The 24,607-nt window shown below is 68.9% G+C and carries 23 protein-coding genes, 1 tRNA gene and 1 pseudogene; 11 read left to right on the forward strand and 14 right to left on the reverse strand.

The window, feature by feature from the left end:
- The first annotated feature begins 16 nt into the window (after positions 1–16).
- The gene (locus BR31_RS0115115; protein ID WP_027501689.1) at positions 17–751 is read left to right on the forward strand and encodes a queuosine precursor transporter; all 735 of its coding nucleotides are present in this window, start codon (positions 17–19) and stop codon (positions 749–751) included.
- 3 nt (positions 752–754) lie between these two features.
- On the opposite strand, the gene tgt is transcribed toward BR31_RS0115115, so the two are convergent.
- From tgt to BR31_RS0115135, 4 genes are all read right to left on the reverse strand, one after another.
- The gene (gene tgt, locus BR31_RS0115120; RefSeq protein ID WP_027501690.1) at positions 755–1,999 is read right to left on the reverse strand and encodes a tRNA guanosine(34) transglycosylase Tgt; all 1,245 of its coding nucleotides are present in this window, start codon (positions 1,997–1,999) and stop codon (positions 755–757) included.
- A gap of 9 nt (positions 2,000–2,008) precedes the next feature.
- Entirely contained in the window at positions 2,009–3,928 is a 1,920-nt protein-coding gene (locus BR31_RS0115125; protein WP_037176817.1) for an ABC transporter ATP-binding protein, read from the reverse strand.
- 5 nt (positions 3,929–3,933) lie between these two features.
- Positions 3,934–5,667: an ABC transporter ATP-binding protein gene (locus BR31_RS0115130; RefSeq protein ID WP_027501692.1), complete on the reverse strand. Its 1,734-nt coding sequence runs from the start codon at positions 5,665–5,667 to the stop codon at positions 3,934–3,936.
- A gap of 61 nt (positions 5,668–5,728) precedes the next feature.
- Positions 5,729–6,184, reverse strand: a complete 456-nt coding sequence (locus tag BR31_RS0115135; RefSeq protein ID WP_027501693.1) for an RrF2 family transcriptional regulator — start codon at positions 6,182–6,184, stop codon at positions 5,729–5,731.
- A gap of 111 nt (positions 6,185–6,295) precedes the next feature.
- Between BR31_RS0115135 and BR31_RS32600 the strand changes: the two genes are divergently transcribed.
- Together BR31_RS32600 and BR31_RS0115140 are read left to right on the forward strand one after the other, a co-directional pair.
- On the forward strand, positions 6,296–6,370 hold the full coding sequence (locus BR31_RS32600; protein WP_369693554.1) for a putative leader peptide: 75 nt from the start codon (positions 6,296–6,298) through the stop codon (positions 6,368–6,370).
- 95 nt (positions 6,371–6,465) lie between these two features.
- Positions 6,466–7,584 carry an LLM class flavin-dependent oxidoreductase gene (locus tag BR31_RS0115140; protein ID WP_027501694.1) on the forward strand — a complete coding sequence of 373 codons (1,119 nt, stop codon included), beginning with the start codon at positions 6,466–6,468 and terminating at the stop codon, positions 7,582–7,584.
- 36 nt (positions 7,585–7,620) lie between these two features.
- Here the strand turns inward: BR31_RS0115140 and BR31_RS0115145 are convergent, their stop codons facing one another.
- Positions 7,621–8,172 (reverse strand): TetR/AcrR family transcriptional regulator, encoded by a 552-nt coding sequence (locus BR31_RS0115145; protein WP_027501695.1) that lies wholly within the window; start codon positions 8,170–8,172, stop codon positions 7,621–7,623.
- A 162-nt stretch (positions 8,173–8,334) separates the two neighbouring features.
- On the opposite strand from BR31_RS0115145, the gene BR31_RS0115150 reads away from it, so the two are divergent.
- Entirely contained in the window at positions 8,335–10,497 is a 2,163-nt protein-coding gene (locus BR31_RS0115150) for an MMPL family transporter (protein ID WP_027501696.1), read from the forward strand.
- Between the two features lie 80 nt (positions 10,498–10,577).
- Here the strand turns inward: BR31_RS0115150 and BR31_RS0115155 are convergent, their stop codons facing one another.
- Positions 10,578–11,042 (reverse strand): hypothetical protein, encoded by a 465-nt coding sequence (locus BR31_RS0115155; protein ID WP_156042500.1) that lies wholly within the window; start codon positions 11,040–11,042, stop codon positions 10,578–10,580.
- 91 nt (positions 11,043–11,133) lie between these two features.
- Here BR31_RS0115155 and BR31_RS28835 point away from each other — a divergent pair, with 91 nt between their 5' ends.
- From BR31_RS28835 to BR31_RS28840, 3 genes are all read left to right on the forward strand, one after another.
- The gene (locus BR31_RS28835) at positions 11,134–12,033 is read left to right on the forward strand and encodes a sterol desaturase family protein (RefSeq protein ID WP_037176819.1); all 900 of its coding nucleotides are present in this window, start codon (positions 11,134–11,136) and stop codon (positions 12,031–12,033) included.
- Between the two features lie 84 nt (positions 12,034–12,117).
- On the forward strand, positions 12,118–13,080 hold the full coding sequence (locus tag BR31_RS0115165) for an esterase/lipase family protein (protein ID WP_027501698.1): 963 nt from the start codon (positions 12,118–12,120) through the stop codon (positions 13,078–13,080).
- 157 nt (positions 13,081–13,237) lie between these two features.
- Positions 13,238–15,517 (forward strand): ATP-binding protein, encoded by a 2,280-nt coding sequence (locus BR31_RS28840; protein ID WP_081830501.1) that lies wholly within the window; start codon positions 13,238–13,240, stop codon positions 15,515–15,517.
- Between the two features lie 59 nt (positions 15,518–15,576).
- Here the strand turns inward: BR31_RS28840 and BR31_RS0115175 are convergent, their stop codons facing one another.
- A complete protein-coding gene (locus BR31_RS0115175) occupies positions 15,577–16,359 on the reverse strand; it encodes an AraC family transcriptional regulator (RefSeq protein WP_027501699.1) in 783 nt (260 codons plus the stop codon).
- 33 nt (positions 16,360–16,392) lie between these two features.
- Between BR31_RS0115175 and BR31_RS0115180 the strand changes: the two genes are divergently transcribed.
- Positions 16,393–16,785, forward strand: coding sequence for a hypothetical protein (locus tag BR31_RS0115180; protein WP_027501700.1), 393 nt, complete (start codon positions 16,393–16,395; stop codon positions 16,783–16,785).
- Here the strand turns inward: BR31_RS0115180 and BR31_RS0115185 are convergent.
- Positions 16,766–17,452 (reverse strand): YceI family protein, encoded by a 687-nt coding sequence (locus BR31_RS0115185; protein ID WP_027501701.1) that lies wholly within the window; start codon positions 17,450–17,452, stop codon positions 16,766–16,768. The genes BR31_RS0115180 and BR31_RS0115185 overlap by 20 nt on opposite strands.
- Positions 17,453–17,492: 40 nt before the next feature.
- The gene (locus BR31_RS0115190; protein ID WP_027501702.1) at positions 17,493–17,984 is read right to left on the reverse strand and encodes an SRPBCC family protein; all 492 of its coding nucleotides are present in this window, start codon (positions 17,982–17,984) and stop codon (positions 17,493–17,495) included.
- A 109-nt stretch (positions 17,985–18,093) separates the two neighbouring features.
- Between BR31_RS0115190 and BR31_RS0115195 the strand changes: the two genes are divergently transcribed.
- Together BR31_RS0115195 and BR31_RS0115200 are read left to right on the forward strand one after the other, a co-directional pair.
- Positions 18,094–18,678: a TetR/AcrR family transcriptional regulator gene (locus BR31_RS0115195; protein ID WP_027501703.1), complete on the forward strand. Its 585-nt coding sequence runs from the start codon at positions 18,094–18,096 to the stop codon at positions 18,676–18,678.
- A gap of 360 nt (positions 18,679–19,038) precedes the next feature.
- Positions 19,039–20,007 (forward strand): tyrosine-protein phosphatase, encoded by a 969-nt coding sequence (locus BR31_RS0115200; protein ID WP_231496504.1) that lies wholly within the window; start codon positions 19,039–19,041, stop codon positions 20,005–20,007.
- 78 nt (positions 20,008–20,085) lie between these two features.
- Here the strand turns inward: BR31_RS0115200 and BR31_RS0115205 are convergent.
- The 3 genes from BR31_RS0115205 to BR31_RS0115215 form a co-directional block, all read right to left on the reverse strand.
- A tRNA-Ser gene (locus BR31_RS0115205) sits at positions 20,086–20,176 on the reverse strand.
- A 65-nt stretch (positions 20,177–20,241) separates the two neighbouring features.
- Positions 20,242–20,715: a nucleoside deaminase gene (locus BR31_RS0115210; protein WP_027501705.1), complete on the reverse strand. Its 474-nt coding sequence runs from the start codon at positions 20,713–20,715 to the stop codon at positions 20,242–20,244.
- Positions 20,716–21,255, reverse strand: a complete 540-nt coding sequence (locus BR31_RS0115215) for a tRNA adenosine deaminase-associated protein (RefSeq protein WP_027501706.1) — start codon at positions 21,253–21,255, stop codon at positions 20,716–20,718.
- Positions 21,256–21,303: 48 nt separating this feature from the next.
- On the opposite strand from BR31_RS0115215, the gene BR31_RS0115220 reads away from it, so the two are divergent.
- Positions 21,304–22,299, forward strand: a complete 996-nt coding sequence (locus BR31_RS0115220) for a prephenate dehydrogenase (protein ID WP_027501707.1) — start codon at positions 21,304–21,306, stop codon at positions 22,297–22,299.
- 21 nt (positions 22,300–22,320) lie between these two features.
- Here the strand turns inward: BR31_RS0115220 and BR31_RS0115225 are convergent, their stop codons facing one another.
- Both BR31_RS0115225 and BR31_RS0115230 read right to left on the reverse strand, forming a co-directional pair.
- Positions 22,321–22,920: a putative glycolipid-binding domain-containing protein gene (locus BR31_RS0115225; protein ID WP_081830503.1), complete on the reverse strand. Its 600-nt coding sequence runs from the start codon at positions 22,918–22,920 to the stop codon at positions 22,321–22,323.
- Positions 22,917–24,056: pseudogene (locus BR31_RS0115230) on the reverse strand (hypothetical protein). The gene BR31_RS0115225 and the pseudogene BR31_RS0115230 overlap by 4 nt, the downstream one beginning before the upstream one ends.
- Positions 24,057–24,607 lie beyond the last annotated feature (551 nt).

Consider the following 24,607-nt stretch of genomic DNA (forward strand, 5'->3'; position numbering starts at 1 on the left):
ATGCTTGGATGGCGTCGTGACAGTGTCAGAGCACGCCGAGAAGAACCCCGAGCACGCGACGTTCGCGCACGTCAGTCGCGGCTACTACCCCACCATCGTGGCGCTCTTCACCGCCGTGTTGCTGATCTCGAATATCTGCGCCACCAAGGGGGTGGCCTTCTTCGCGGGCACCGAGCTCAGCATCGGCCCGCTGCAGATCCTGCCGATCATCACCGACGGCGGGTTCTTCCTCTTCCCGCTGGCCTACATCCTCGGCGACGTGCTCAGCGAGGTCTACGGCTTCAAGGCCACCCGACGGGCCATCTACCTGGGCTTCGGGGCCTTGATCCTGGCGTCGGCGTGCTTCTGGCTGCTGCTGCGATTGCCGTCCGCGGACTTCTACGAGAACCAGGCGTCGCTCGAGGCGGTGGTCGGGGTGTACCCCCGGCTGCTGTTGGCAGGCCTGTCCGGATACCTCGTCGGCCAGTTGCTGAACTCGTTGGTGATGGTGACCATCAAAGAGCGCACCAAGGAGAAGCACCTGTGGGCGCGGCTGATCGGGTCGACCGTGGTCGGCGAGTTCGCCGACACCCTGATCTTCTGCGCCATCGCGGCGGGCGCGATCGGGATCAGCACCTGGGGCGACTTCTTCAACTACCTGATCGTCGGCTTCCTGTGGAAGACCCTGGTCGAGGTGCTGGTCATGCCGATCACCTACCGCGCCATCGCCTTCGTCAAAGAGCACGAACCGACGTACGTGATCGCGAGCTGACGGCTACACGCGACTGGTCGCGTAAAACCGTCCTAGCGTCTGCTCCTTCAGCTCGTCGAAGTAGCCGCCGTCGATGCTCTCCCGGATCCGGTCCACCAATCGGATGGTGAATCGCTCGTTGTGAATGGTCGCGAGCGTCGACGACAGCATTTCTTTCGATTTGAACAGGTGGTGCAGATACGCCCGCGAATAGTTCTTGCAGGTGTAGCAGTCGCACTCGTCGTCGATCGGGTTGTAATCGCGCCGGAAACGGCTCGTGTTGATGTTGAACCGGCCGGTGGTCGTGTAAATCGCGGCATTTCGCGCCACCCGCGACGGATTCACGCAGTCGAACGTGTCGGCCCCGTTCTCGATGGCGACGAACAGGTCGTCCGGCTCGCTGATGCCCAACAGGTGCCGGGGCTTGTGCTCGGGCAGCTCCTCGTTGCACCACCGCACGATGGTCCCGAGGTTCTGCTTCTCCAGTGCCCCACCGATCCCGTAGCCGTCGAAGCCCTGGCCGGTCTCGCCGACGATCGACTCCAGCCCCCGGCAGGCCTTCCTGCGCAGGTCCTCGTACTGCGCGCCCTGCACGACGCCGAACAGCGCCTGGTAGGGACGGTGGCTGCGCTCGGCCGTCAGGCGTTCGTGCTCGGCGATGCACCGCACCGCCCACGCCTGGGTGCGTTCGACCGACTCCTCCTGGTAACCCCTGGTGTTGAACAGGGTGGTCAGCTCGTCGAACGCGAAGATGATGTCGGCGCCGAGCCGGTGCTGGATGCTCATCGAGATCTCCGGCGTGAACCGGTGCCGGGAGCCGTCCCGGTGTGACTTGAAGGTCACCCCGTCGTCGTCGACGTGCGCGAGGCGCTCCTTGCCGACGGCGATCACGTCGTCGGACTGGACCCCGACGGAGTCCATCGAGAGCACCTTCTTGAAGCCGACACCCAGCGACATCACCTGGAATCCACCGCTGTCGGTGAACGTCGGACCCGGCCAGTTCATGAACCGGCCAAGGCCGCCAGCCTCGTCGACGATGTCCGGACCCGGCTGCAGATACAGGTGGTACGCGTTCGCCAGGACAGCCTGCGTGCCAAGGTCTTTCATCGTCTCCGGCAGCACCGCCTTGACGGTGGCGTTGGTACCGACCGCGATGAACGCCGGGGTCTTGATCTCGCCGTGCGGGGTGTGGATGGTGCCGGTACGGCCCAGCCGGCCCGGCAGCCGGGTACCGAGGGTGAAGAAGGGTTGGCTCACCGTGTCATCCAATCAGCCGGTTCACACGGCCGCCTCGGCCGGTCCGACGAACTGGCTGTTGTAGAGCTCGAAGTACGCCCCGCGCCGGGCGAGCAGCTCCTCGTGGGTGCCCTGCTCGACGATGTGGCCCTCCTCCATCACCACGATCAGGTGGGCGTCGCGGATGGTCGAGAGCCGGTGCGCGATGACGAAACTCGTCCGGTCGCTGCGCAGCGCCGCGGTGGCGTGCTGGACGAGCAACTCGGTGCGGGTGTCCACCGAACTGGTGGCCTCGTCGAGGATCAGGATCGACGGTTGCGACAGGAACGCGCGCGCGATCGTGATGAGCTGCTTCTCACCTGCACTGACGTTGCCGCCCTCCTCGTCGATGACGGTGTCGTACCCGGCCGGGAGCGAGTGCACGAAACGGTCCACGTAGCTCATCCGGGCCGCCTCGCGGATCTGCGCCTCGGTGGCGTCGGGATGCCCGTAGGCGATGTTCTCCCGGATGGTGCCACCGAACAGCCAGGTGTCCTGCAGCACCATCCCGATGCGGGACCGTAGGTCGTCGCGCGACATGGTGGTGATGTCGGTGCCGTCCAACCTGATTCGTCCCGAGTCCACCTCGTAGAAACGCATGATCAGGTTCACCAGGGTGGTCTTGCCCGCCCCGGTCGGGCCGACGATCGCCACCATGTGTCCCGGCTCGGCGGTCAGCGACAGGTTCTCGATGAGAGGCTGCTCCTCCTTGTAGCGGAACGACACGTTCTCGAACTGGACGTGACCACGGCGGACCACGGGAGAGGCGGGTGAGACGGGGTCCGGCGACTGCTCGTCCTCGTCGAGCAGCGCGAAGACCCGCTCGGCGGACGCGACGCCGGACTGCATCAGGTTGGTCATCGCGCCGATCTGGGTGAGCGGCTGGGTGAACTGACGCGAGTACTGGATGAAGGCCTGCACGTCGCCGAGGCTCATCGACCCGGACGCCACCCGCATGCCGCCGACCACCGCGACGGCCACGTAGTTGAGGTTGCCGAGGAAGTTGATCGCAGGCATCACCATGCCCGAGATGAACTGTGCGTTGAACCCGGACTGGTAGAGCTGCTCGTTCCGCTCGTCGAAGGCGGCCCCGACCTCACGCTGGCGGCCGAACGCGGTGACCAGCTCGTGCCCGGTGAAGGACTCCTCGATCTGCGCGTTCAGCGCGCCCGTGGTGGTCCACTGCGCCACGAAGTGCTTCTGCGACCGCTTCGCGATCAGCGTGGTCGCCAGCACCGACAGCGGCACGGTGGCCACTGCGACCAGGGCCAGCAGCGGCGAGATCCACAGCATCATGGCCAGGATGCCGATCACCGAGAGCACGGACGTCAGCAACTGGCTGATCGTCTGCTGGACGGTCTGGGCGATGTTGTCGATGTCATTGGTGACGCGGCTGAGCAGGTCGCCGCGGGGGTTGGTGTCGAAATAGCGCAACGGCAGCCGGTGGATCTTCTCCTCGACGTCCGCGCGCAGCCGCATGATGGTGCGCTGCACCACGATGTTGAGCACGTAGCCCTGCACCCAGCTGAACAACGAGGCCGCCAGGTAGATCACGAGCACGACGGCGAGCACGCGGCCGAGCGCGCCGAAGTCGATCCCGGTGCCCGGCACCACGTCCATCGAGGACACCATGTCCGCGAAGGTGCCCTGCCCCTGCGCCCGCAGCTCGTCGACGGCCTGGTCCTTGGTGAGGCCCGCGGGCAGCTGCTTGCCGACGACGCCGTCGAAGATGATGTTGGTTGCGTGCCCGAGGATCTTCGGGGCCACCACGCTGAGCACCACGCTCATCGCCGCGAGGACGAGGACCAGCCCGATCGCGAGCTTGTCCGGGGCGAGGCGTCCGAGCAGGCGCCGCGCGGACGGACCGAAGTCCATCGGCTTCTTCGACGGCGGGCCAGCGGCGGCGGCCATCGGGCCGCGCATGGCGCTCACGACGCCGCCTGCGCGGCGAGCTGGGACTCGACGATCTCCGCGTAGGTCTGACAGCGGTCCACGAGCTCGGCGTGGGTGCCGATCCCGACGACGGCGCCGTCCTCGAGCACGATGATCTGGTCGGCCTCGATGATCGTCGAGACCCGCTGCGCGACGATGATCACGCAGGCGTCGCGGGTGACCGGCGCCAACGCCGCCCGCAGCCGTGCGTCGGTGCTCAGGTCCAGCGCGGAGAACGAGTCGTCGAACAGGTAGATCTCCGGTTCCCTGACCAGGGCCCTTGCGATCGCCAGCCGCTGCCGCTGACCGCCGGAGACGGTGGCGCCGCCCTGCGCGATCGGGGACTCGAGGCCCCCCGGCATGGCCCGGACGAAGTCGGCCGCCTGCGCGATCTCCAGACATCGCCACAGCTGGGCGTCCGTCGCGTCCGGCCTGCCGTACCGCAGGTTGCTGGCCACCGTCCCGGAGAACAGGTACGGCTTCTGCGGCACCAGGCCGATCGAGGCGCGCAGCCGGTCCGGGTCAATGACCCGCACATCGGCGGCCCCGACGCGGACCTCGCCGCCGGTGACGTCGATCAGCCGCGGGATCAGGTTGAGCAGGGTGGACTTGCCGGATCCGGTGCCGCCGATGATGGCGGTGGTCATGCCGGGTTCGGCCAGGAAGCTGACGTTCCGCAGCACCGGCGCCTCGGCGCCGGGGAAGGCGAAGGTCGCCCCGCGCATCTCGACGATGCCGCGCTCGCGCCAGCTCGTGAGCGGCTTCGGCGAGGCCTGCACCGAGGGCTCGGTGTCGAGGACCTCGGTGAGCCGCTCGGCGCACACCGAGGCGCGCGGCAGGATCACGGCGATGACGGTCACCATCATCACCGCCATCAGGATCTGCATGATGTAGGAGAGCACCGCGGTGAGCGAGCCGATCTGCATGGTGCCCTCGTTGATGAGGTGGCCGCCGAGCCAGAGCACCGCGACGCTGGTGATGTTCGCGATCAGCATCACCATCGGGAGCATCAGGGCCATCAGCTTGCCGACCCGCAACGCGGTGCCTGCGAGGTCCTCGTTGGCCGCACCGAAACGCCGCACCTCGTGCGATTCACGGACGAACGCCCTGACCACCCGGATACCGGTGATCTGCTCGCGCAGGACCCGGTTGATGGCGTCGATCCGCGATTGCATCAGCCGAAACTGCGGCACCATCTTGGAGATCACCAGGTACATCGCCAGGCCCAGCAGCGGGACCGCGACGGCGAGCACCCAGGCCAGACCCTGCGACTGACGGATCGACATGACGATGCCGCCGATGCCCATGATCGGTGCCGCCACCAGGATGGTGCAGCTGATCACCACCACCATCTGGACCTGCTGGACGTCGTTCGTGCTGCGGGTGATCAGCGAGGGCGCCCCGAAGTAGCCGACCTCGCGCGCGGAGAACCGGCCGACCTGGTGCACGACCGCGCCGCGCAGGTCACGGCCCATGCCCATCGCGGCGCGGGCGCCGAAGTACACGGCGCCGATGCTGCACGCGACCTGCAGGCATGTGATGAGCAGCATCGTGCCGCCGGTGGAGAGCACCACCCCGGTATCGCCCTTGGCGACGCCGTTGTCGATGATCTCGGCGTTGAGGCTCGGCAGATACAGCGTGGTCAGGGTCGAGATCAACTGGAGCGCAACGACACCCGCCAGGTCACCCCCGTATGGACGCAGGTAGGTGCGCAGCAGTGAGTACAACATAGGCTTCGAGGCTACCAATCGGCCGCCGCGATCGGCGGGATACACCGGGCGAACCCGCAGCTCAGCGCCTCCGCCACGCCTCCGGGTCGGCCGTGAGCCGCTCGACGAATCCGGGCAGCCGACCGCAGGCGATGTCCGCGACGGTGACGCCCTCCAGGACGGCCCGCAGGTTCACCCGCACCGCGATCCACACGTCGAGCAGCGGGGCGGCCGGCCCGTCATAGTGCACCTCCTCGGGGCGCTGGCCGCGCACCGAGGCCAGCGGGCCCTCCACGGCTCGGATCACGTCGGCGACGGTGATCTCGGCGGCCGGCCGGGCCAGCCAGTACCCGCCGTCCGGGCCCCTCCTGCTGTGCACCATGCCCGCCCGCCGCAGGTCGCCGAGGACCGCCTCGAGGAACTTGTGCGGGATCGTCTGCGCGTTCGCGAGGTACTCCGCCTTCACGGGGGCCTCCCCCGCCGCGGCCAGTTCGACCAGCGTGCGCACGGCGTAGTCCACCTTCGCGGTGATGTGCACGGCTGCCCCCTCGCCTGACCGGTCCATCCGGCGGTTGATTCCTACCATCGCGGTATGAAACCGGGCAAGCGCAGTTGACAGGCCCAGCTCGCCACTGCCAGCCTGAACCGCATGTCCGGCAACTCTGCGCTCACGGTGCGACGCCACGTCGACCTCCTGCGCGTTGCCGCCGCGCTCTGTCAGTAGCGGTCCACCCCGCTCCCCCCTCCCCGCGACCGGGCCCCAACGGCTCGTCGACCGGCGCGCGCATGCCGCCGCACTGACATCTCGGAGCACCCTTCATGAGCATCGACCTGCACTGGTTCCTGCCCACCGCCGGCGACGGCCGCGGCATCGTGGACAACTCGAACTCGTCCACCGCCGATCCCCGGACCGCCGGGAACCGGGCCCCGACCCTCGACTACCTGACCCAGGTCGCCCGCGCCGCCGAGCAGGCCGGGTTCACCGGGGTGCTCACCCCAACCGGGACGCACTGCGAGGACGCCTGGCTGACCACGGCCGCCCTGATCCCGCTGACCCAGCGGCTCAAGTTCCTGGTCGCGTTCCGGCCGGGCGTCATCTCGCCGACACTGGCCGCGCAGATGGCCGCCAGCTACCAGCGCCTGTCCGGCGGGCGACTGCTACTCAACGTGGTGACCGGCGGCGACTCGCAGGAGCAGCGCAGTTACGGCGACTGGCTGACCAAGGACCAGCGCTACGCCCGCACCGCCGAGTTCCTGCAGGCGTTGCGCGGGACGTGGGGCGAGGCCCCGTTCGACTTCGACGGTGAGCACTACAAGTTGGTCGGCGCGACCACCTCGGCGCCGCCGAACCCGGTGCCGCCCATCTACTTCGGCGGATCCTCCGCGGCGGCCCTCCCGGTGGCGGCTGCCCACGCCGACGTGTACCTCACCTGGGGCGAGCCGCCCGCACAGGTGGCCGCGAAGATCGCCGCGGTCCGCGAGCACGCCGAACGGGCCGGGCGCACCATCCGGTTCGGCATCAGGCTGCACGTGATCACCCGCGACACCTCGAGTCAGGCGTGGGCGGTCGCCGAGACGATGCTCGCCGGCCTCGACCCGACCGCGGTCGCCGAGGCCAGCGCCCGGTTCGCGCGGTCCGAGTCGGAGGGGCAGCGGCGGATGGCGGCCCTGCACGGCGGCAGCACCGCGTCCCTGGAGATCTCCCCGAACCTGTGGGCGGGCGTCGGGCTGGTCCGCGGCGGGGCAGGCACCGCGCTGGTCGGCAGCCACGAGGAGGTCGCGGACCGGATCGAGGAGTACCACTCGCTCGGTCTGGACGAGTTCGTGCTGTCCGGGTACCCGCACCTGGAGGAGGCGTACTGGTTCGGCGAGGGGGTGCGGCCGATCCTGGCGCGCCGGGGTCTGCTGGCGGATGAGCGGGCGCTGATCTCGGTGTGACCGACGGCGGGCAGGGGCATCTGCGGTCGACCGGACCTACAGTCGCAGCACGCCCATCGCCGCGTCGAGCAGCACCCGCCCGAGCTCCTCGTCGTCGGCGTCCGGCACCGCCAGGTTCGCCGACAGCGCCGTGTTGAGCACCTCCAGCGCCGCGACCGCGCGGATCGTGGACTCCGCTGGGGCGTCCGGGCCGGCCAACCAGATGTTGATCCGCCGGTTGATCTCGATCAGCTCGGGCAGGATCGGGCCGAGGGTGGCGCTCATCGCGGAGGCGTCCCGGACGAACAGCGACCCCTCCGCACGGTGATTGAGCAGCCCGATCAGGTAGCGGCGCAACACCTCCCGGATGCCGTCCTCGGTGTGCGGCGCCTGATCGAGCGCGTCGGCGACGTCGCGCATGACGAACAGGATCGGGGTCACGATGGCCAGGAGCAGGTCGGCCTTGGAGGAGTAGTGGTAGTAGAGCGAGGCCTTGGTGATGCCGACCTCGTCGGCGATCTCCCTCAGACTGGTCTGCTCGACACCCTTGGCGATGAACTGCCGGAGAGCGGCCTCCCTGATGGCCGACCTGGTATCTCGCGCGCCCATCGTCGACCACCTCTCTTCCTTCGGTCCGGTCCGAACACACCGGCACCATAAGGCCCCACACAGCGCGGCGACGAATCATTCCAGTTGTCCGTCGCCCACGTGGGTGCGTAGTCTACCTACCGCACGGTAGGCAAACTTGCAGAACGCGGTGTGGAGGGGCACATGTTCGGGAAACTTGCTCGATTCGTTGTACACAATCCATGGAAGATCATTGCGGCGTGGATCATCGCCGCCGTCGCGGTCGTGGCGCTCGCGCCAACGCTGACCGACGTGCTCAACAAGGAGCAGTCCGGATTCCTGCCGGATACCTACGAGTCCATTCAGGCGCAGCACCTCGCCGAGGAGCAGTTCGGGAAATCCGAGGACGCCACGGCGACCATCGTCATCAAGCGCGAGGACGGGCAGCAGCTCTCGGCGGAGGACCAGGCCAAGATCGAGAGCCTGGCAGGCGCGATCAACGCGACCGGGATCGATCGGGTCGTCGGCGCCGAGACCGGACCGCAGGCGCTCGCCGAGAACAAGGAAGTCCAGCTGGTCAGCGTCGGGCTCCAGGGCCTGCCCGACGAGAAGCCGGTCGGTGAGGCGGTCAAGGAGATCCGCAAGGTCGGTGGGGAGACCCTCGCGGACAGTGGCCTGCGGATGTCGGTCACCGGTGACGCCGCCCTCATGGTCGACAACGAGGAGGCGTTCAAGAACGCCGAGGCGATCATCGGCATCGTCACGGTCCTGCTGATCATCGGGCTGCTGCTGGTCATCTACCGCAGTCCCGTCGCGGCCCTGCTGCCGATCGTCTCGGTCGGCATCGTCTCGTCCATCGCGCCCGGCATCATCGCCCTGGTCGCGAAGGGCACCGGCCTGCAGGTCGACCAGTCGCTGCAGATCATCCTGACCGTCGTGCTGTTCGGCGTCGGCACCGACTACATCCTGTTCCTGCTGTTCCGCTTCCGTGAACGGCTGCGTGCGGGCGAGGAGAAGACCACCGCGCTGATCAATGCGGTCGAGCGGGTCGGCGAGGTCATCGCCTCCGCGGCCGGCGCCATCATCGTGGCGTTCTGCGCGCTGCTGCTCGCGATCTTCGGCGCATTCCGCAGCCTCGGCCCCGGCCTGGCCATCGGCGTCGGCATCATGGCGCTCGCCTCGCTGACGCTGATCCCCGCGATCGTGGCGCTGATCGGCACCAAGGTGTTCTGGCCGTCGAAGTCCTGGCAGAAGGAGCCCAAGGGCACCGTTTTCGCCAAGCTCGGCGCGTTCACCGGCCGTCGTCCCGGCGTGGTCGCACTCGTCTCCGGCGGGCTGCTGGTCGTGATGGCGCTCGGCATGTTCGGCTTCAAGACGGACTACGACCAGCTCGGCCAGCTGCCGTCCACCACCGAGTCGGCGCGCGGCATCAAGGACCTGCAGTCCGGGTTCCCCGCAGGCGCGCTCAACCCGACGCTGGTGTACCTGCACTCCACGAACGGCGCTGCGCTGGACAAGGCCGAGGTGGAGCGGGTCGCCCACGAACTGGCATCCGCACCCGGCATCGGCGGCGCCATGCCCGCGGGGCCGGACGGCGGTTTCGCGCTGATCTCCAAGGACGGCAGCACCGCCCAGATCAACCTGCTGCTGAACTACAGCCCGCAGTCCAACGAGGCGCTCGACGCGATCGACCCGCTGCGCGAGGCCGCGCACACCGCCGCGCCGGAGGGCACCGAGGTGCTGGTCGGCGGGCCGACCGCAGCGTTCACGGACATCCGCGACGCGAACAACCGCGACCTGTCGGTGATCTTCCCGGTCGCGGGCGTGCTGATCGCGCTGATCCTGGCGCTGCTGCTGCGTTCGCTGGTGGCACCGCTCTACCTGATGGCGTCAGTGGTGCTGGTGTTCTTCTCCACCATGGGCGCGACCGCGTTCCTGTTCACCGTGGTCGGCGATCGGCCCGGCATCTCGTTCTCGCTGCCGATCATGCTGTATCTGTTCGTGGTGGCGATCGGGACGGACTACAACATCCTGATGATCGCGCGACTCCGCGAGGAGGCACGCGAGGGCCGAAGTCCAAGGGAGGCAGCCCGATTGGCCATCGCACACGGCGGGCCGTCGGTGGGCGCCGCCGGCATCATCCTGGCGGGCACCTTCGGGTCGATGCTGCTGTCCGGGATCGCCTTCATGACCGAGATGGGATTCGCTGTCGCCCTTGGCATCCTGCTCTCGTCGTTCGTGATGTCGATGTTCCTGGTGCCCTCGATCACCGCGCTGCTCGGCCACAAGGCCTGGTGGCCGGGCCACGGTGACGCCGTCACCGAACACGGCCGTCCCGAGGAGGACCTGGAGCCCGCACGGGTCTGACCCCGCCGAGCCGGAACCACACAGGGCCCGCCCTTTCCGTCACACACGGAAAGGGCGGGCCCTGCTCGTTGTCGTAGTGGCTAGCTGGTCCAGGCCGCCCGGTGGCTGTCGGCCGGCTGCGCCGGATCCCAGTTCTCGGCCTGGAAATTGGTCGTGTGGACGGAGTCTCCCCCGACCTCCGTGACGGTCAGCACGCCGATCATGGATCCCAGCAACGACGGCTTGGCGATCACGGCGATCGCGGAGGCCGTGTCCTTGAGCGCGTCGCCGTCGAGGTCGCTCGCGCAGACCCGGACCGTGAGATCCACGGTCGACGGGGTCTGTCCGCTGTTCAGCTTGGTGACGGCACCGTCGACGGTGACGCCGGAGGGCAATGCCGCGGACTTCGCGATCACGGTCGCGGTGGGATCGTCGGCGCTGGCGTCGCCGGGGCAGGTGGTGGTGGGAGCGGCGGAGGCCTCGGCCGCGGACGAGGTGTCCTCGGAGCTGCAGCCGGCAAGAAGGAGAGTGGCCCCGAGTGCGAGGGCGGTCACAGTGCGTTTCACCCGGTCATTGTGGATGCAAATGTCGGCGCCCGCATCACGGGGGGTGAACATCCGGTGACAGGGCGCCGTGTCGCCGGTCACACTGCTCTACATGTGGGAATCCCTGCCGGAATTGTGGAACTCGCTGCCGAGGCCGTTGCGCGACCCGGTCGCGTTCGCCATTCCCTTCTTCGTCCTGTTCCTGGCCCTGGAATGGACGGCGGCCCGGTACCTGGCCGCGCCCGAATTCGGCGCGGACGGGCGGGCTCATCCCCCGCGCGGCGGCTACGACGCCGTGGACGCGCGGACCAGCATCTCGATGGGCGCGGTGTCCGTGCTGACCAGCGCGGCATGGAAGGCCATCGCCCTGGTCGGCTACGCGGCGATCTACGCGTATCTGGCGCCGTGGCATCTGCCGGTGGACGCCTGGTACACCTGGGCGATCCTGATCGTCGGCGTCGACCTGTTGTTCTACTGGTACCACCGGATCGCCCACCGCACCCGGATCGTGTGGGCCACCCACCAGGCGCACCATTCCAGCGAGTACTTCAACTTCGCCACCGCGCTGCGACAGAAGTGGAACAACAGCGGCGAGATCCTGATGTGGATTCCGTTGCCGCTCATCGGGATACCGCCGTGGATGGTGTTCGTCGGGTTCTCGATCAACCTGGTGTACCAGTTCTTCGTTCACACCGAGCGGGTGGACCGGCTGCCCCGGCCGTTCGAGCTGGTGTTCAACACACCGTCGCACCACCGGGTGCATCACGGCTGCGACCCCGAGTACCTCGACAAGAACTACGCAGGAATCCTGATCATCTGGGACCGCATGTTCGGCACCTTCACTCCCGAGACGCACCGCCCCACCTACGGGCTGACCACCCCGGTGCGCACCTACAACATCCTCACGCTGCAGGGGCACGAGTACGCCGCCATCGGCCGCGACGTGCGTGCCGCCGGGTCGTGGCGGGAGCGGTTCGGGTACGTATTCGGACCGCCGGGATGGACGCCATGACCGCCAGGTAGCGGGGATGGCTTGCGTCACACTTCACGTGTTAACTTACTCAAAAGTAAGAAAGTGTGACGACAGGGGGAACCGATGGCAATCCGAGATCGAGGCCTGCGGGCGGGCCTCGCGCTGATCGGCCTGCTGGCCGCCGTCACCGCAGGAACCGGCACCGCGGCGGCCGAACCGGCGAGCGGGCCGCTCCCGGTCCCCTTCGACCTCGGCGCCGGGCTGCACGCACTGCCCTTCCCCGAGGCGACTCCGCCGGGCGCGAACGACCCGGCCTGCCGACCGTCCGCCGCACACCCGAACCCGGTGGTCCTGGTGAACCCGACCTTCGCGACGCAGGCGTCCGCGTGGCAGGCCGGTGCGCCCTACCTGCGCAACAACGGGTACTGCGTCTACACGTTCAACTTCGGCAACCCCGTCTGGGTGTCAGAGCTCCCCGTCCAGGCGCTCGGGGACATCCGCGAATCGGCCCGGGTGTTGTCCGGCACCGTCGATCGGGTGCTCGCGGCCACCGGCGCGTCGAAGGTCGACCTCGTCGGCCACTCCCAGGGCGGCGGCGTGCTCTCGCACTACTACCTCAACGCCCTCGGCGGCGATCAGAAGGTGGACAAGCAGATCGGTATCTCGCCGAGCGCCCACGGCACCACGCTCAGCGGGGGTGTCTATGTCCGCAGCCTCGTCCCGCCGGTGGGCCGCGCCTTCTACGACATGCTCACCGGGCTCACCCCGGCCCTGACCCAGCAGGCGACCGACTCCGACCTGATGCGGCAGACCTACGGCAACGGCGACACCCGGCCCGGTGTCCGGTACACGACGATCGTGACCAGGTACGACGAGATCGTGACCCCGTACACCGAGCAGTTCCTCACGGGCGCGAACGTCACGAACATCCTGCTGCAGGACGGCTGCGCGGCGGACAGGTCCGAACACCTCTCGTCGCTCTACAGCGAGAGGGCCTGGCGGTTCGTGCTCAACGCCCTCGACCCCGATCACCAGACGCCGGTGCCCTGCTTTCCCGTCGACCCGTTCTTCCCGAACGTGAAGTAGGAGTTCAGTCGTCGAACACGCTGCCGAGTTTGCGCGTCACGACAAAGTGGTGCTGGCACGCAACGGCATTCTCTTGACCCGTGGCCGATACTTGCTGAATGGTCGTTGATGTGAACTCTGCCGGAACGGGCCTCCTGTGAGCGTGGGAACTCTGTCGATGGAGCTGACCAGCTTCGTCGGCCGTAAAGCCGAACTGTCCGAGGTACGCAGAGCCATGTCGGCCTCTCGCCTGGTGACGTTGACCGGCATCGGGGGGGTCGGCAAGACCCGGCTCGCCCTCAGTGCGGCCGAGGCGGAGCGGAGGGCCTATCCCGATGGGGTGTGGCTGGTCGAACTCGGCGAGCTGCGCGATCCGACGTTGGTGGTCGAGCTGGTCGCCGCCGGCGTCGGGGTGAACAATCGCTCAGCCCGCCCCCTACTCGAGGTGCTTGTCGAGCTCCTGTACCCGAGCAAGGGACTGCTCATCCTGGACAACTGCGAGCAGCTGATCGAAGCCGTGGCCGAGCTCGCCAAGAAGCTGTTGACCACCTGTCCGAATCTCCACATCCTCGCCACCAGCAGGGAACCGCTCACCGTCGGCGGTGAATCCGTGGTTCGGGTTGCCCCCCTGACGACGCCACCAGCGGATCGCCCACTCTCGCTTCGGAACTCGGCTCATTTCGATGCCGTGTCACTGTTCGCCGAACGGGCCTCGTTCGTGCTCCCGGATTTCGAACTCACCGGCGGCAACGTCGACGCCATCGCACAGGTCTGCGCCCGGCTGGAGGGGCTACCGTTGGCGATCGAGCTGGCGGTGGCTCGACTGAAAGTGCTCTCACCCGAGCAGATCCTCCAGCGGCTCACCGACCGATACACCCTGCTGACCCGCGGCCGCAGGAATGCTCCGACCAGGCAGCAGACCCTGCAATGGTGCATCGACTGGAGTTACGACCTGTGCACGCCCGCCGAACAGCAATTGTGGGCTCGGCTGTCGGTGTTCGCAGGCAGTCTCGACCTCGAAACGGCAGAGGCCGTGTGCGCCGAAGGCGGGGCTGAGCAGGATCTGGTCTATACCGTGGCCTCTCTGGTGGACAAGTCGATCCTGATCCGTGAGCAATCGGGCGGTGGGGTTCGCTTCCGATTGCTGGAAACCGTGCGGGACTTCGGCCGCGAGAAGCTCGACGACGCCGGCCAGCGGTTGGCCCTGCGCCGGCGACACCTGGACTGGTACCTGCATTTGGCGCTGGAGGCAGACGCCGCGTGGAGCGGTCCGGACCAGCTCGAGTGGACTGCACGCCTCGCCCGGGAACTGCCGAATCTGCGAGAAGCTCTCGAGTTCAGCCTGTCCGAATCCGGCGAGAGCGCGCTTCGGATCGCCGCGGCCATGGGCAAGTTCTGGCTCTCCCGTGGGCTCCTCAGCGAGGGGCGACTGTGGCTCGACCGGGCTCTGGCACGGACATCCGATGAGCCCTCCGTCTACCGGGCCGATGCGCTGTACAACGCCTCCATCCTCGCCGCAACCCAGGGGGACCTGGAAGCCGCGACCGCTCGGCTCGAGGAAGGCCGCGCCCTCGATGCGCTGCGAGAAGACCCGATCCTGCACGTCGACGCCGTGATCATCGAGACATTCATCGCGCTCCACCGCGGTGAGATCGATCGAGACCTGGCACCACTGGAAGAAGCCATCGAAATCTCCCGGGCACGCGGGGACTTCAGACGGCTCGTCGAGGCGCTGTTGGTACTCGGTTTGGCCCGCCAGGCACGCGGCCAGGTCGCAGAGGCAGTCGCTTGCCACGAGCAGGTTCTTGCCGCCAATGAGGCGCACGGCGGGACGGTGTACCGGTCGTATGCGCTGTTGTCGATCGCAACCGCTGTGCGGGGGCAGGGTGACAACGATCGCGCCGTGAAATGTCTCGAAGAGGCGCTCCGGTTGATGCGGGCGGGAGAGGACCCTGGCTCGGCGGTGACCTGTCTGCAGACGCTGGCCTGGATAGCCAGCGAGCAGCACGAACCGCGGCGGGCCGCCGTGCTGATGGGAGCCTCTGACGCGCTCGGCCGTGCCGCAGGCACCGTCACCGTGCGCTTCCCCGACCTCCATGTCCATCCGGACGAGTTCACGCGGAATGTCAGTGGGGCGCTCGGCCTGCCGAAATACGAGGCGGCCTACCGCGAGGGCGGCGCGTTGGACTTCGGCGGCGCGATCGCCTTTGCCTTGAGAGAGCAATCAACCGAGGAGGCCCCCGCCGCTCGACACCTGGCCGGTCTGACCGAACGCGAAAGTGAGGTCGCCGATCTGATCGCCGAAGGCCTGACCAACAGGGACATTGCCGACCGACTGGACATCTCGACGCGCACGGTGAACGGCCACGTGGAACACATCCTGGCCAAATTGGGGCTCTCCTCGCGCGTACAGATCGCGGTCCTGGTCCTCCAGCACAGGCAAGGCGAGCATGGGTGACAGTGCTGCCGCCTTGGAGGCGCGCGACCTGACGCCCTAACGCCCTAACGCCCTAACGCTCACGATCCGTCGACCACGATCTCGACCCCACCGGTCAGCAGAGCGGTCGCGGTCAGACCGAACATCCGACGGAACGCGTCGCTGAAATGCGAGGGGGTCGCGAAGCCGGCGTCGACGGCGGCGCGGGTCAGATCCGAGCCCTTCGACACCGCCGACGCGACGTGCAGCATCCGGGCCCACAGCCGGTAGCGCCGGAAGCTGGTGCCGGTCTCGGCGGCGAACAGCCGGAGGAAGTAGGGCGTCGACAGGTGCGTGTCCCTGGCGAACTCCGCCGCGGAGACCGGCGCCCCCGGCTGCGCCCGGATCGACCGGATCACGCCGTCGATCCGCTCGTCCACCGGACCGGGAACCGGGCCGGACGCCGCGTCCAGGATGCCTAGGGCGTCGAGGGCTGGGGCGCCACAGAGCCCGACCAGCTCCGCTTCGGCCCGGTGCCCGCTCCCGAACCCGCTCTCTGCCGCCGCCATCCGCTCGAGGCACCCGCCCGCCCGCGCCGAGCCGGGATCGAAGTAGCAGAACAACATTCGCTCCCCCGTCGCGACGATCTGGTGCGCCGCCCGCGGCGGCACGAGCACCGATCGGAGCACCACGTCGGCGCTCCCGTCCACCCGCAGGATCAGGGGCGCGTCCACGCCGATCGCCAGGCAGTAGACCGCCGTCGAGTGCGGATCCAGCCGCAGCGAGGGTCCGAGATAGACGGCGTGCCCGTACCCGACCCACAGCGCGGGCGCCGGGGGTGCAGCGCACGTTTCTGGAAGCGGCAGCCGGTCCACAACCGCCATGCTGACACAACAACCACCACGGAAGGGGCAACCATGTGGGCCGATCGGATCGCACGGGCACTGTTGGTCGGGGTCGGACTGGTCAACCTGGCGCCCGGCGCCGCGGCGCTGTCGGCGTCGCGAGTCGAGTCCCTCTACGGCGTGCGGGTGGCCGACGCCGATATGGAACTGCTGCTGCGCCACCGCGCCGCACTGCTGGCGATCGTCGGCGGCGGACTGCTGGCGGGCACATTCGTACCGTCGTTCCGGGTCCCCACCGCCGCCGCCGCCGCGACGAGCATGGGCAGCTACGTCGCGCTGACCGCGGCGGTGGGACCGACGAACCCGCAGTCGTCTCGGGTGCGGGCGGTGGACGTGGGCGCGCTCGCGGCGCTGGCCGTCGCGGTTGGCCTCGAGTCCCGCTCGCTCAGGCCCTCCGCAGGCTGACCAGGAAGTCGACGGTCCCGGACCCGTCGACCGTGACGAACCCGAGGGACGGGGGCTGCACACCGAAATCGGTCCACGTGACCGGGATGCTGCCCGAGGCGACCAGCGAATCGCCCGAACGGAGCACCTCGACATCGACGGTCACGGGCCGAGCCACCCCCTTGATGGTCAGGGCTCCTGTCGCGGTGACGGTTCCTGTGGTGCCGTCGCGCGGCAGGCCGGACAGATCCGCCGGGCCGTCGACAGTGAAGGTGGCGGTGGGAAATTCCCCGGTCGACATCGCGCGGGTGTCGAACTGCCCGTCGCGGCGGGGGTCGTCGGTGGCGATGGAGGCGACCTGCACGGTGATCTCGCCCGCCGTCAGCTTCTCGGCCTCGACCGTCGCCGAGCCGCTCACCTCCCCGGTGGAACCGACCACGGTGACGCTGGCGCCGTTGAGGATCTCGTGCACCGTGTAGCCGGCGGCGGTCTCGTTCGGCGGGAGGCCTGCGTCGACGACCCACCGCCCGTTCACCTCCCCGGTCGCGGGCTGTGCCCCAGAGGTGGACACCGAGGCGGCGGGCGCGTCGTCCTCGGCGATCCAGGTGCCGTACACCCACGGCCCCGCGACGAGCGCGAGCACCGCGACGAGCGCGATCCCGCCGAGTACCCACCAGCGTCTGCTCATGTCGGGGACACTACTGACCGCCCGCGCGCTCCGCAGGGTCTCAGTTCACCGAACCGAATCGCTTGCGGGTGTCCCGGACGAAGCTCGCGAAGAGCGCCTTGTTCACCGGCAGCGCGAGCCGGACCGGGATCCCGAAGCCGGGGCGCGGCGTGAAGGCGAAGGTCCAGACGAAGCGGCAACCGGTCGGCGTCGGCTCGACCCGATAGTCCTCGGCGAAGGACCGGAACAGCGGGACGTTGGCCTGTTTCACGTAGAACGCGTGCCGCCGCTGCTCCTCGTCCCAGACGAAGAACTGCTCGCGCAGCTGCATGAAGCCGCCCGCCACCTTGGCGGTCCTGGTCGTCGCCGCGCTGTGCGGGGCCGCCGAGGTGTAGTGCACGCCGAGCAGCCGGCACCACGACAGCGGCTCGAGGCCCGTCAGGCCCCGCCACACCTCGTCCGCGCCCGCGCGCAGATCCATGCCGTAGGTGTAGACGAAATCCGCGGTCTCGAAGTAGGAGTCGTCGATCGGGTCGAGGTCGAACCAGTGCATGGTCGCTCGCTTTCGTTCGAGGGCCCGCGGCCGTGCCGTGCGATACGTCTCGGGGGCCGACAGTACCGAACTATGCTGACCGACATAGGCAGCAAGGGAGAACGAGCACGTGACACAACGCCCAACCGCCCGCGACCGGATGCTCACGAGCGCCATCGCCCTCTTCCGCGAGCGGGGCATCGACGCCACCTCCTTCGCCGACGTCATCGAGCGCGCGGAGGCCCCGCGCGGGTCGATCTACCACCACTTCCCCGGCGGTAAGACCCAGCTGGCCGAGGAGGCCACCCGCACGGCGGGCGCGCTGATGGAGACGCTGATCGAGTCGAGCCTCGCGCGGGGCGGGCCGTCCGAGACCCTGGCGCGGCTCATCGGCGTCTTCCGTCGGCAGCTGCTGGACTCGGACTTCCAGTCGGGCTGCCCGGTGGCCGCGGGCGCACTGGAGAGCGGGGACTTCGCGGCCGCGCGGGAGATCGCCGGCGAGGCGTTCACCGCCTGCGAGGACGCCATCGCTGCGGCACTCACCCTGCGCGGCGTGCCTGCCGCCCGCGCCGACTCCCTGGCGACCACCGCCGTCACCGCCATCGAGGGCGCGCTGCTCGTGGCAAGGGCGCAGCGCAGCGTGCGGGCTCTCGACCGCGTCGGCGCCGAGCTGACCGGGATGATCGCGTCCGCCGTGGACGAAGCCGAGCGGTAGCCGGGACGCCGTCTGCCACACGTCGCAGGGCTTTTCTGAGAGTTTGCTGAGTATCGTGGCGGGCCCGACGGCGGGTCGCCTACCGTCGCTGCCTGCCGCCCCGGCCCCTAGCCCGAGTCGGGCGGCACGTGGGCCTCGCTGATGTGGAGAGCAGCGAGGCCCACGTTCACACCAGACATAAAAAAAGCCCCTCACCTGCGTGAGCAGGTGAGGGGCTTTTTGGCGGTGGCGGAGGGAATCTGCCACTCCCACCCCCTGTGTGGCACACGAGCCCCGCCGGATGCGCGACCTTCGGCGAGGGCTCGTTTCACGGGCGAGGCCGTCGACGCCCCTGACGCACGCCGGCGGCCCCTCGAAAGCGTGGACAGCCGGAACGGACTCACGCCAATCGCCTACCAAAGTTCACAGAAAATTCAGCGCCCGGTCAGACTCGCCGCTACCCTCCTCTCGATTCTCACGGCCGAGCACCAACCACCCGTCACCACGACTGAAGGAGGAGAACCTTCCGTGTCCCACCGAACTCTCATACGGACCAGGTCGGCGGCGGCCCTCGCCCTGACCGCCGGCATCCTGCTCGCTCCTATCCCGTCGATCGCCGCGGCCGCACCGGTACCGGTTGTCGCGCCTGCCGCGATCGACCATTCGCTGCACCTGACGGGCGCTCCGAACGGCCGCGACCTCGGCGGCTACACCACCACCGACGGGAAGACCGTTCGATCCGGGGTGGTGCTGCGCAGCAGCACGCTCAACGCACTCACCACCGATGACCTGGCCAAGCTCGTGCAATTGAACGTCAAGACAGTGGAAGATCTGCGAACCGACTACGAAAGGGTGCTCGAAAGGGACCAGATCCCCACCGGCGCCACCGTGCACCACCGCGACGTGACCGGCGGAAACCTGGCCACTGCGATCGCGATGAGGGACCTGCGTCAGTTCTACAAGGTGATGCCCAGCAATTCCGATGCCTCCGCCGCGTTCCGGGCAGTCCTGCTGGACATCGCGAATTCCCCCGACACGGTCCTCTACCACTGCAAGAGCGGCAAGGACCGAACCGGCTGGCTATCAGCGGTGCTTCTCACGATCCTCGGCGTACCGCGTGAAACCGTGAACGCAGACTTCATGCTCAGCAATGACTACCTCGGCGGCAGCGGAGGCGGGACGGGCAGCCTCGGGAGCAGCAGCGGGCCCAGCCCTGTGGAGCAGGCCTGGCTCGATTCCGCATTCGCCACAGCGGACGAGAAGTACGGCAGCTTCGACAACTACGTGAGCCAAGGCCTCGGTCTGACGAGTCAGGATATCGCCGGCCTCAAGGCAAAACTGCTCAGTTGATCGCTGTCCGGTCAGGATCAACGATGCAGTGCCAGGGTATGAAAAAAGCGTCCCACCTGTGTAACAGGTGGGACGCTTTGGCGGTGGCGGAGGGATTTGAACCCTCGGACGGGGGTTACCCGTCACACGCTTTCGAGGCGTGCTCCTTAGGCCGCTCGGACACGCCACCGCCGGTGACTTTACCCGACTCGGGGCCTGGCGCTAAATCGGCCGCTGACCGGGGCCTCCGCGCGATCAGCGCTGCTCCCGGAAGAAGCCCTCCAACAGGGCCGCGCACTCGTCCTCCAGCACGCCGCCGCGCACCTGCGGGCGGTGGGTGAGCCTGCGATCGCGGACCACGTCCCACAGCGATCCGACGGCCCCGGTCTTGGGCTCCCACGCCCCGAACACGACCTTCTCGATCCGGGCCAGCACCAGCGCCCCCGCGCACATCGTGCACGGTTCCAGGGTCACGGCCAGGGTCGCGCCCTCCAACCGCCAGCCGTCGCCGTGCACGAGGGCGGCCGCGCGCAGCGCCAGGATCTCGGCGTGCGCGGTCGGGTCGGCGTTGGCCTCGCGGGCGTTTGCGGCCCTGGCCAGCTCGACGCCGTTCGCATCGAAGACAACGGCGCCGACCGGGACGTCTGCGGTGTCCGCGGCGGAGGCGGCGGCGATCGCGGCCCGGATCATCGCCTCGTCGCGGTCCCTCGCCCCGCTGGGCAGCGACATCTACCGGGGCAGGGTGTCGAGCACCGAGGAGAGTTCGGTGGCGAAGCCGAGCCGCTGCGCGATCATGCCCAGCTGCTCGTCGGGGTACAGCTCGGTCTCGGCGAGGATCACCCCGAGCACCGGCTCCGGCAGGCCGAGGTCCGCCAGCAGGCTGAGGTCGCCCTCCTCCCACGGATCGACGTCGTCGAGCTCGTCGGGGTCGAGGTCGGGGGTCTCGATGTTGAGCGCGTCGAGCACGTCGGAGGCGATGTCGTAGTCGAGTGCCGCGGTGGCGTCCGAGAGCAGCAGCCGGGTGCCCGTCGGCGCCGGGCGGAGGATGACGAAGAACTCGTCGTCGATGTCGAGCAGGCCGAACACGGCGCCGGAGCTCCGCATCTCGCGCAGCTCGGTCTCCGCGGCCTCGAGACTGTTCAGCGCGGCCGAGGTGAGCGCCGTGCACTTCCACTTGCCGTCGTCGAGGACCACCGCGACGCCGAAGCCATCGAGATCCTCGAACTGGTCCGAGGGGGCGCTGTTGTCACGCGCGCGCTGAGCAGCCATGCCGTCACCGTAGTCCGCCTGGCGCCGGTAAATGAAGTCCGCAGGCAAATGTGCCAACCTATCCGGGTGTCTGCTGAAGCGACTGACCCGCCGGTGTGCGTTCTCGGGCTCGGACTGATCGGCGGTTCGGTGCTGCGGGCCGCGATCGCGGCCGGCCGGACGGCCTGGGGCTACAACCGCTCCGCAGGTGCCGTCGAGGACGCCCGCGCCGACGGATTCGACGCCGACACCGACCTCGAGGCGGTGCTGCGCCGGGCCAAGCGATCCGGCGCGCTGATCGTCGTCGCGGTGCCCGTCCCTGCCCTCGACGCCGTGCTCGGCGCGGTCGCTACGCACGCCCCCGACTGCGCGCTCACCGACGTGGTCAGCGTGAAGCGGGCGGTCCTCGACGCGGTGCGTGGGCACGGCCTCGGCGCGCGGTTCGTCGGAGGACACCCGATGGCGGGGACCTCGCAGTCCGGCTGGGCGGCGGGCGACGTCGCCCTGTTCCGCGACGCGGTGTGGGTGGTCGGCACCGACGACGGCGTCGATCCCGTGGTGTGGGGCCAGGTGGCCGCGCTGGCCGTGGACTGCGGCTCGGTGGTGGTGCCTGCCGCCGCCGACGAGCACGACGCGGCGGCCGCCCGCATCTCGCACCTGCCACACCTGCTGGCCGAGGCGCTCGCGACCGTTGCGGCGGCAGGCGGCGACCTCGCGCTCGGGTTGGCCGCAGGCTCGTTCCGCGACGGCACCCGGGTGGCGGGCACCGCACCGGAACTGGTGCGCGCGATGTGCGAGGCGAACTCGGGCGCGCTGATCGTCGCGCTGGACGAGGCGCTGCGGCTGCTGACCGACGCCCGCGACGCCCTTTCCGACAGCGGCAGCACCGAGACCCTGGTGACGGCGGGGCACGCCGCGCGGCTGCGCTACGAGAACCTGGAGCGCTGGGAGATCACCGACGTCACGGTCGGCGAGGACGGCTGGGTGGAGCGGATGCGCGACGCCGGCCGCCGCGGAGGGGCGCTGCGCGACCGTGCGCGCCTGGCGAGTGCAGGGACTCGGTAACCGCGCACGGGCGCGGAGCGCCTAGATCCGCTCGGCCAGGCCCTGGTAGTCGAGGATGAACCCGTCGCGGTCGATGGTGACCGACGAACTCGACACCGGCGAGAGCACGTGGATGCCGTCCGCGCCGCTGCTGTAGGTCAGGCTCGCCTCCTGCACGCTCAGGTCGGGCAGGTAGACGTACACGACCGGGACCTGGATGTCCTCGGAGTCGGTGTGCATGCCCAGCCGCCGGATCGGCAGGGTGTTGAAGAACGGGCTGAGCACCACGTCGACGTCCAGCGCGCCGCCGAAGGTGGATCGCTTGGGATTGGTCCCGTTCTCGACCATCCAGTTGCCCTGCGAGTCCCGGCTGATCGAGACCTGCCGCTCACCCGACGCCAGGCTGGTCCGCAGCGAGAGCCTGCGGGTCACCCCGTTCTCGTCGGTGACCAGGTCGTAGGACGCGCTGAACGCGGGGTGCTCGGCGCACTGGCCACCGATGATCCGGCCGGCCGCCTTGATCCGGTTACCGACGAGCTGCACTCGTACCGACTCCATCCGAGGAGCGGTGTGGGCCCGCCACGTGAGGACCGCAGGCCAGACCGAATCGGTGGCCGCTGCGCCCTGAGCTGGATTGGTCACCTGACTACGGTAAGCGACGTGGGGCCTTCGGGCAGCAGTGGCGGCAGAACCTCGCGGGTCGCGGAGGCCTCGACCGCTCACGCCGCCTCGGCCGCCCTGCGCTCGAGCACCGCGATCCTGGCCGAGAGCACCGCCAGCGCGAACAACCCGACCACCACGTTGAGCAACGCCCCGAACTCCTGCGCGACGAAATCGAAGACCTGGGTCAGCAGTACCGTGACCAGTGCCGCGGCCCGCAGGAACTGCAGCGGCCACAACTTGCCGTTGCGGAGCCTCGCGACGCCGACCCAGCTCAGCACGCACGCGACGGCGGTCCCGGCGAGCTGCCCCACGGTGGTGACGACCCCGGCCGAGCCCTCGAGATCGGAGGACAGCGTGACGATCGCGTTGATCAGCCCGGACGTCGAGAAGAGCACCAGGACGAAGGCGGCCACCCCGACCGCGGTGCGACCGCTCAGCACGGCCGGGATCCGCCGCGATCCCCACGCCCGCACTCCCCCGAACCGGCCGGGCTCCCGCGGATCGCAGCGCGCGAGCAGATCGCCGATGTCCGCGACCGCGGTCAGGTCGGCGCCCGCCGCCTGGGCCCGGTGCAGTTGCGCCTCGGCGAGCGCCCGGCGCTCCGGCGGCAGTCCCCTGATCAGTCCGTCCACCGCGATGGCGGCGGCGTTGCTGATGTCCTCGGCGACGCTCGGCGGCCGGGAGTCGTGCAGCCAGCGGTTGAGCAGCAGCAGGACCACCACGACGACGTACATGATCGCGACGGCGGGTCGGTAGAAATAGTCGTTGGTCTTGGTGACGAACTTGCCGACCTCGTCGAGGAAGAGCCCGAATCCGATGCCGCCGAGCACCACGGCGAGGAGCCGCGGCCGCAGGCCGAGGAACGAGAACGTCACGACCAGGGCCGCCACCATCAGCAGCCCGCCCCACAGCACGTGTGCGACGTGCAGCGTGGAACCGCCGACCTGTGGGTAGCCGGTCAGGTGCAGGTAGGCGCGGGTGATCAGGATCGTCAGCACCCCGATGATGACGAACGCCTCCACCAGGGCGCTGGCCTGCGCGTCACGCAGCAGCATCGGCCTGTGCCGGGCGCGCCCGGTCTCGGTCCGACCGGTCAGCGCGGACACCAGTGTCATGGCTGCGTTCCTTCCGTGGCCCTGGATTCCCCAGTGTCCCCCAACCGGGCGGTCGTCGTCCCCGTGACCGTGCCCACGACTTGTCCACAGCTGTGGACAAATCCTGTTAACACCCGGGTCCGGACTGTGGACAGTGTGGACGAACCTGTGGATTACATCGATGTAATTAGCCTGTACCTGCGACTATGCCATCCACAGGCCTGTGGATAGCGGGGTGGCGCACCGGCCACGGCCTGTTGATCCCCAGCCCGACCGGACGCTCCTCCACAGGCGGCACACAGATGGCGGCGGGACCACGGTGGTTCGGGCGCCCCCGCGCCGGGCAACAATGCGAAAGGCCCCGCCGATCCTTGGATCGACGGGGCCCGCATGCCGCCCCAGGTCGGGGAACCGGGCGGCACGTTTGGTGCGGGCCCATGCCTACGAGCTGGCTGGCTCCATCGGCCCGCATCGACCACCTTAGCGGGAATCGAACGTGCGTGCTAGCCGCCTTGATCGATCATGCGACCGAAAGCCATTGCACCCGATGGAAGTTCAACCGTTGGCCCACG

Source organism: Rhodococcus sp. UNC363MFTsu5.1, assembly GCF_000686785.1.
GTDB classification, from domain to species: domain Bacteria; phylum Actinomycetota; class Actinomycetes; order Mycobacteriales; family Mycobacteriaceae; genus Rhodococcus_G; species Rhodococcus_G maanshanensis.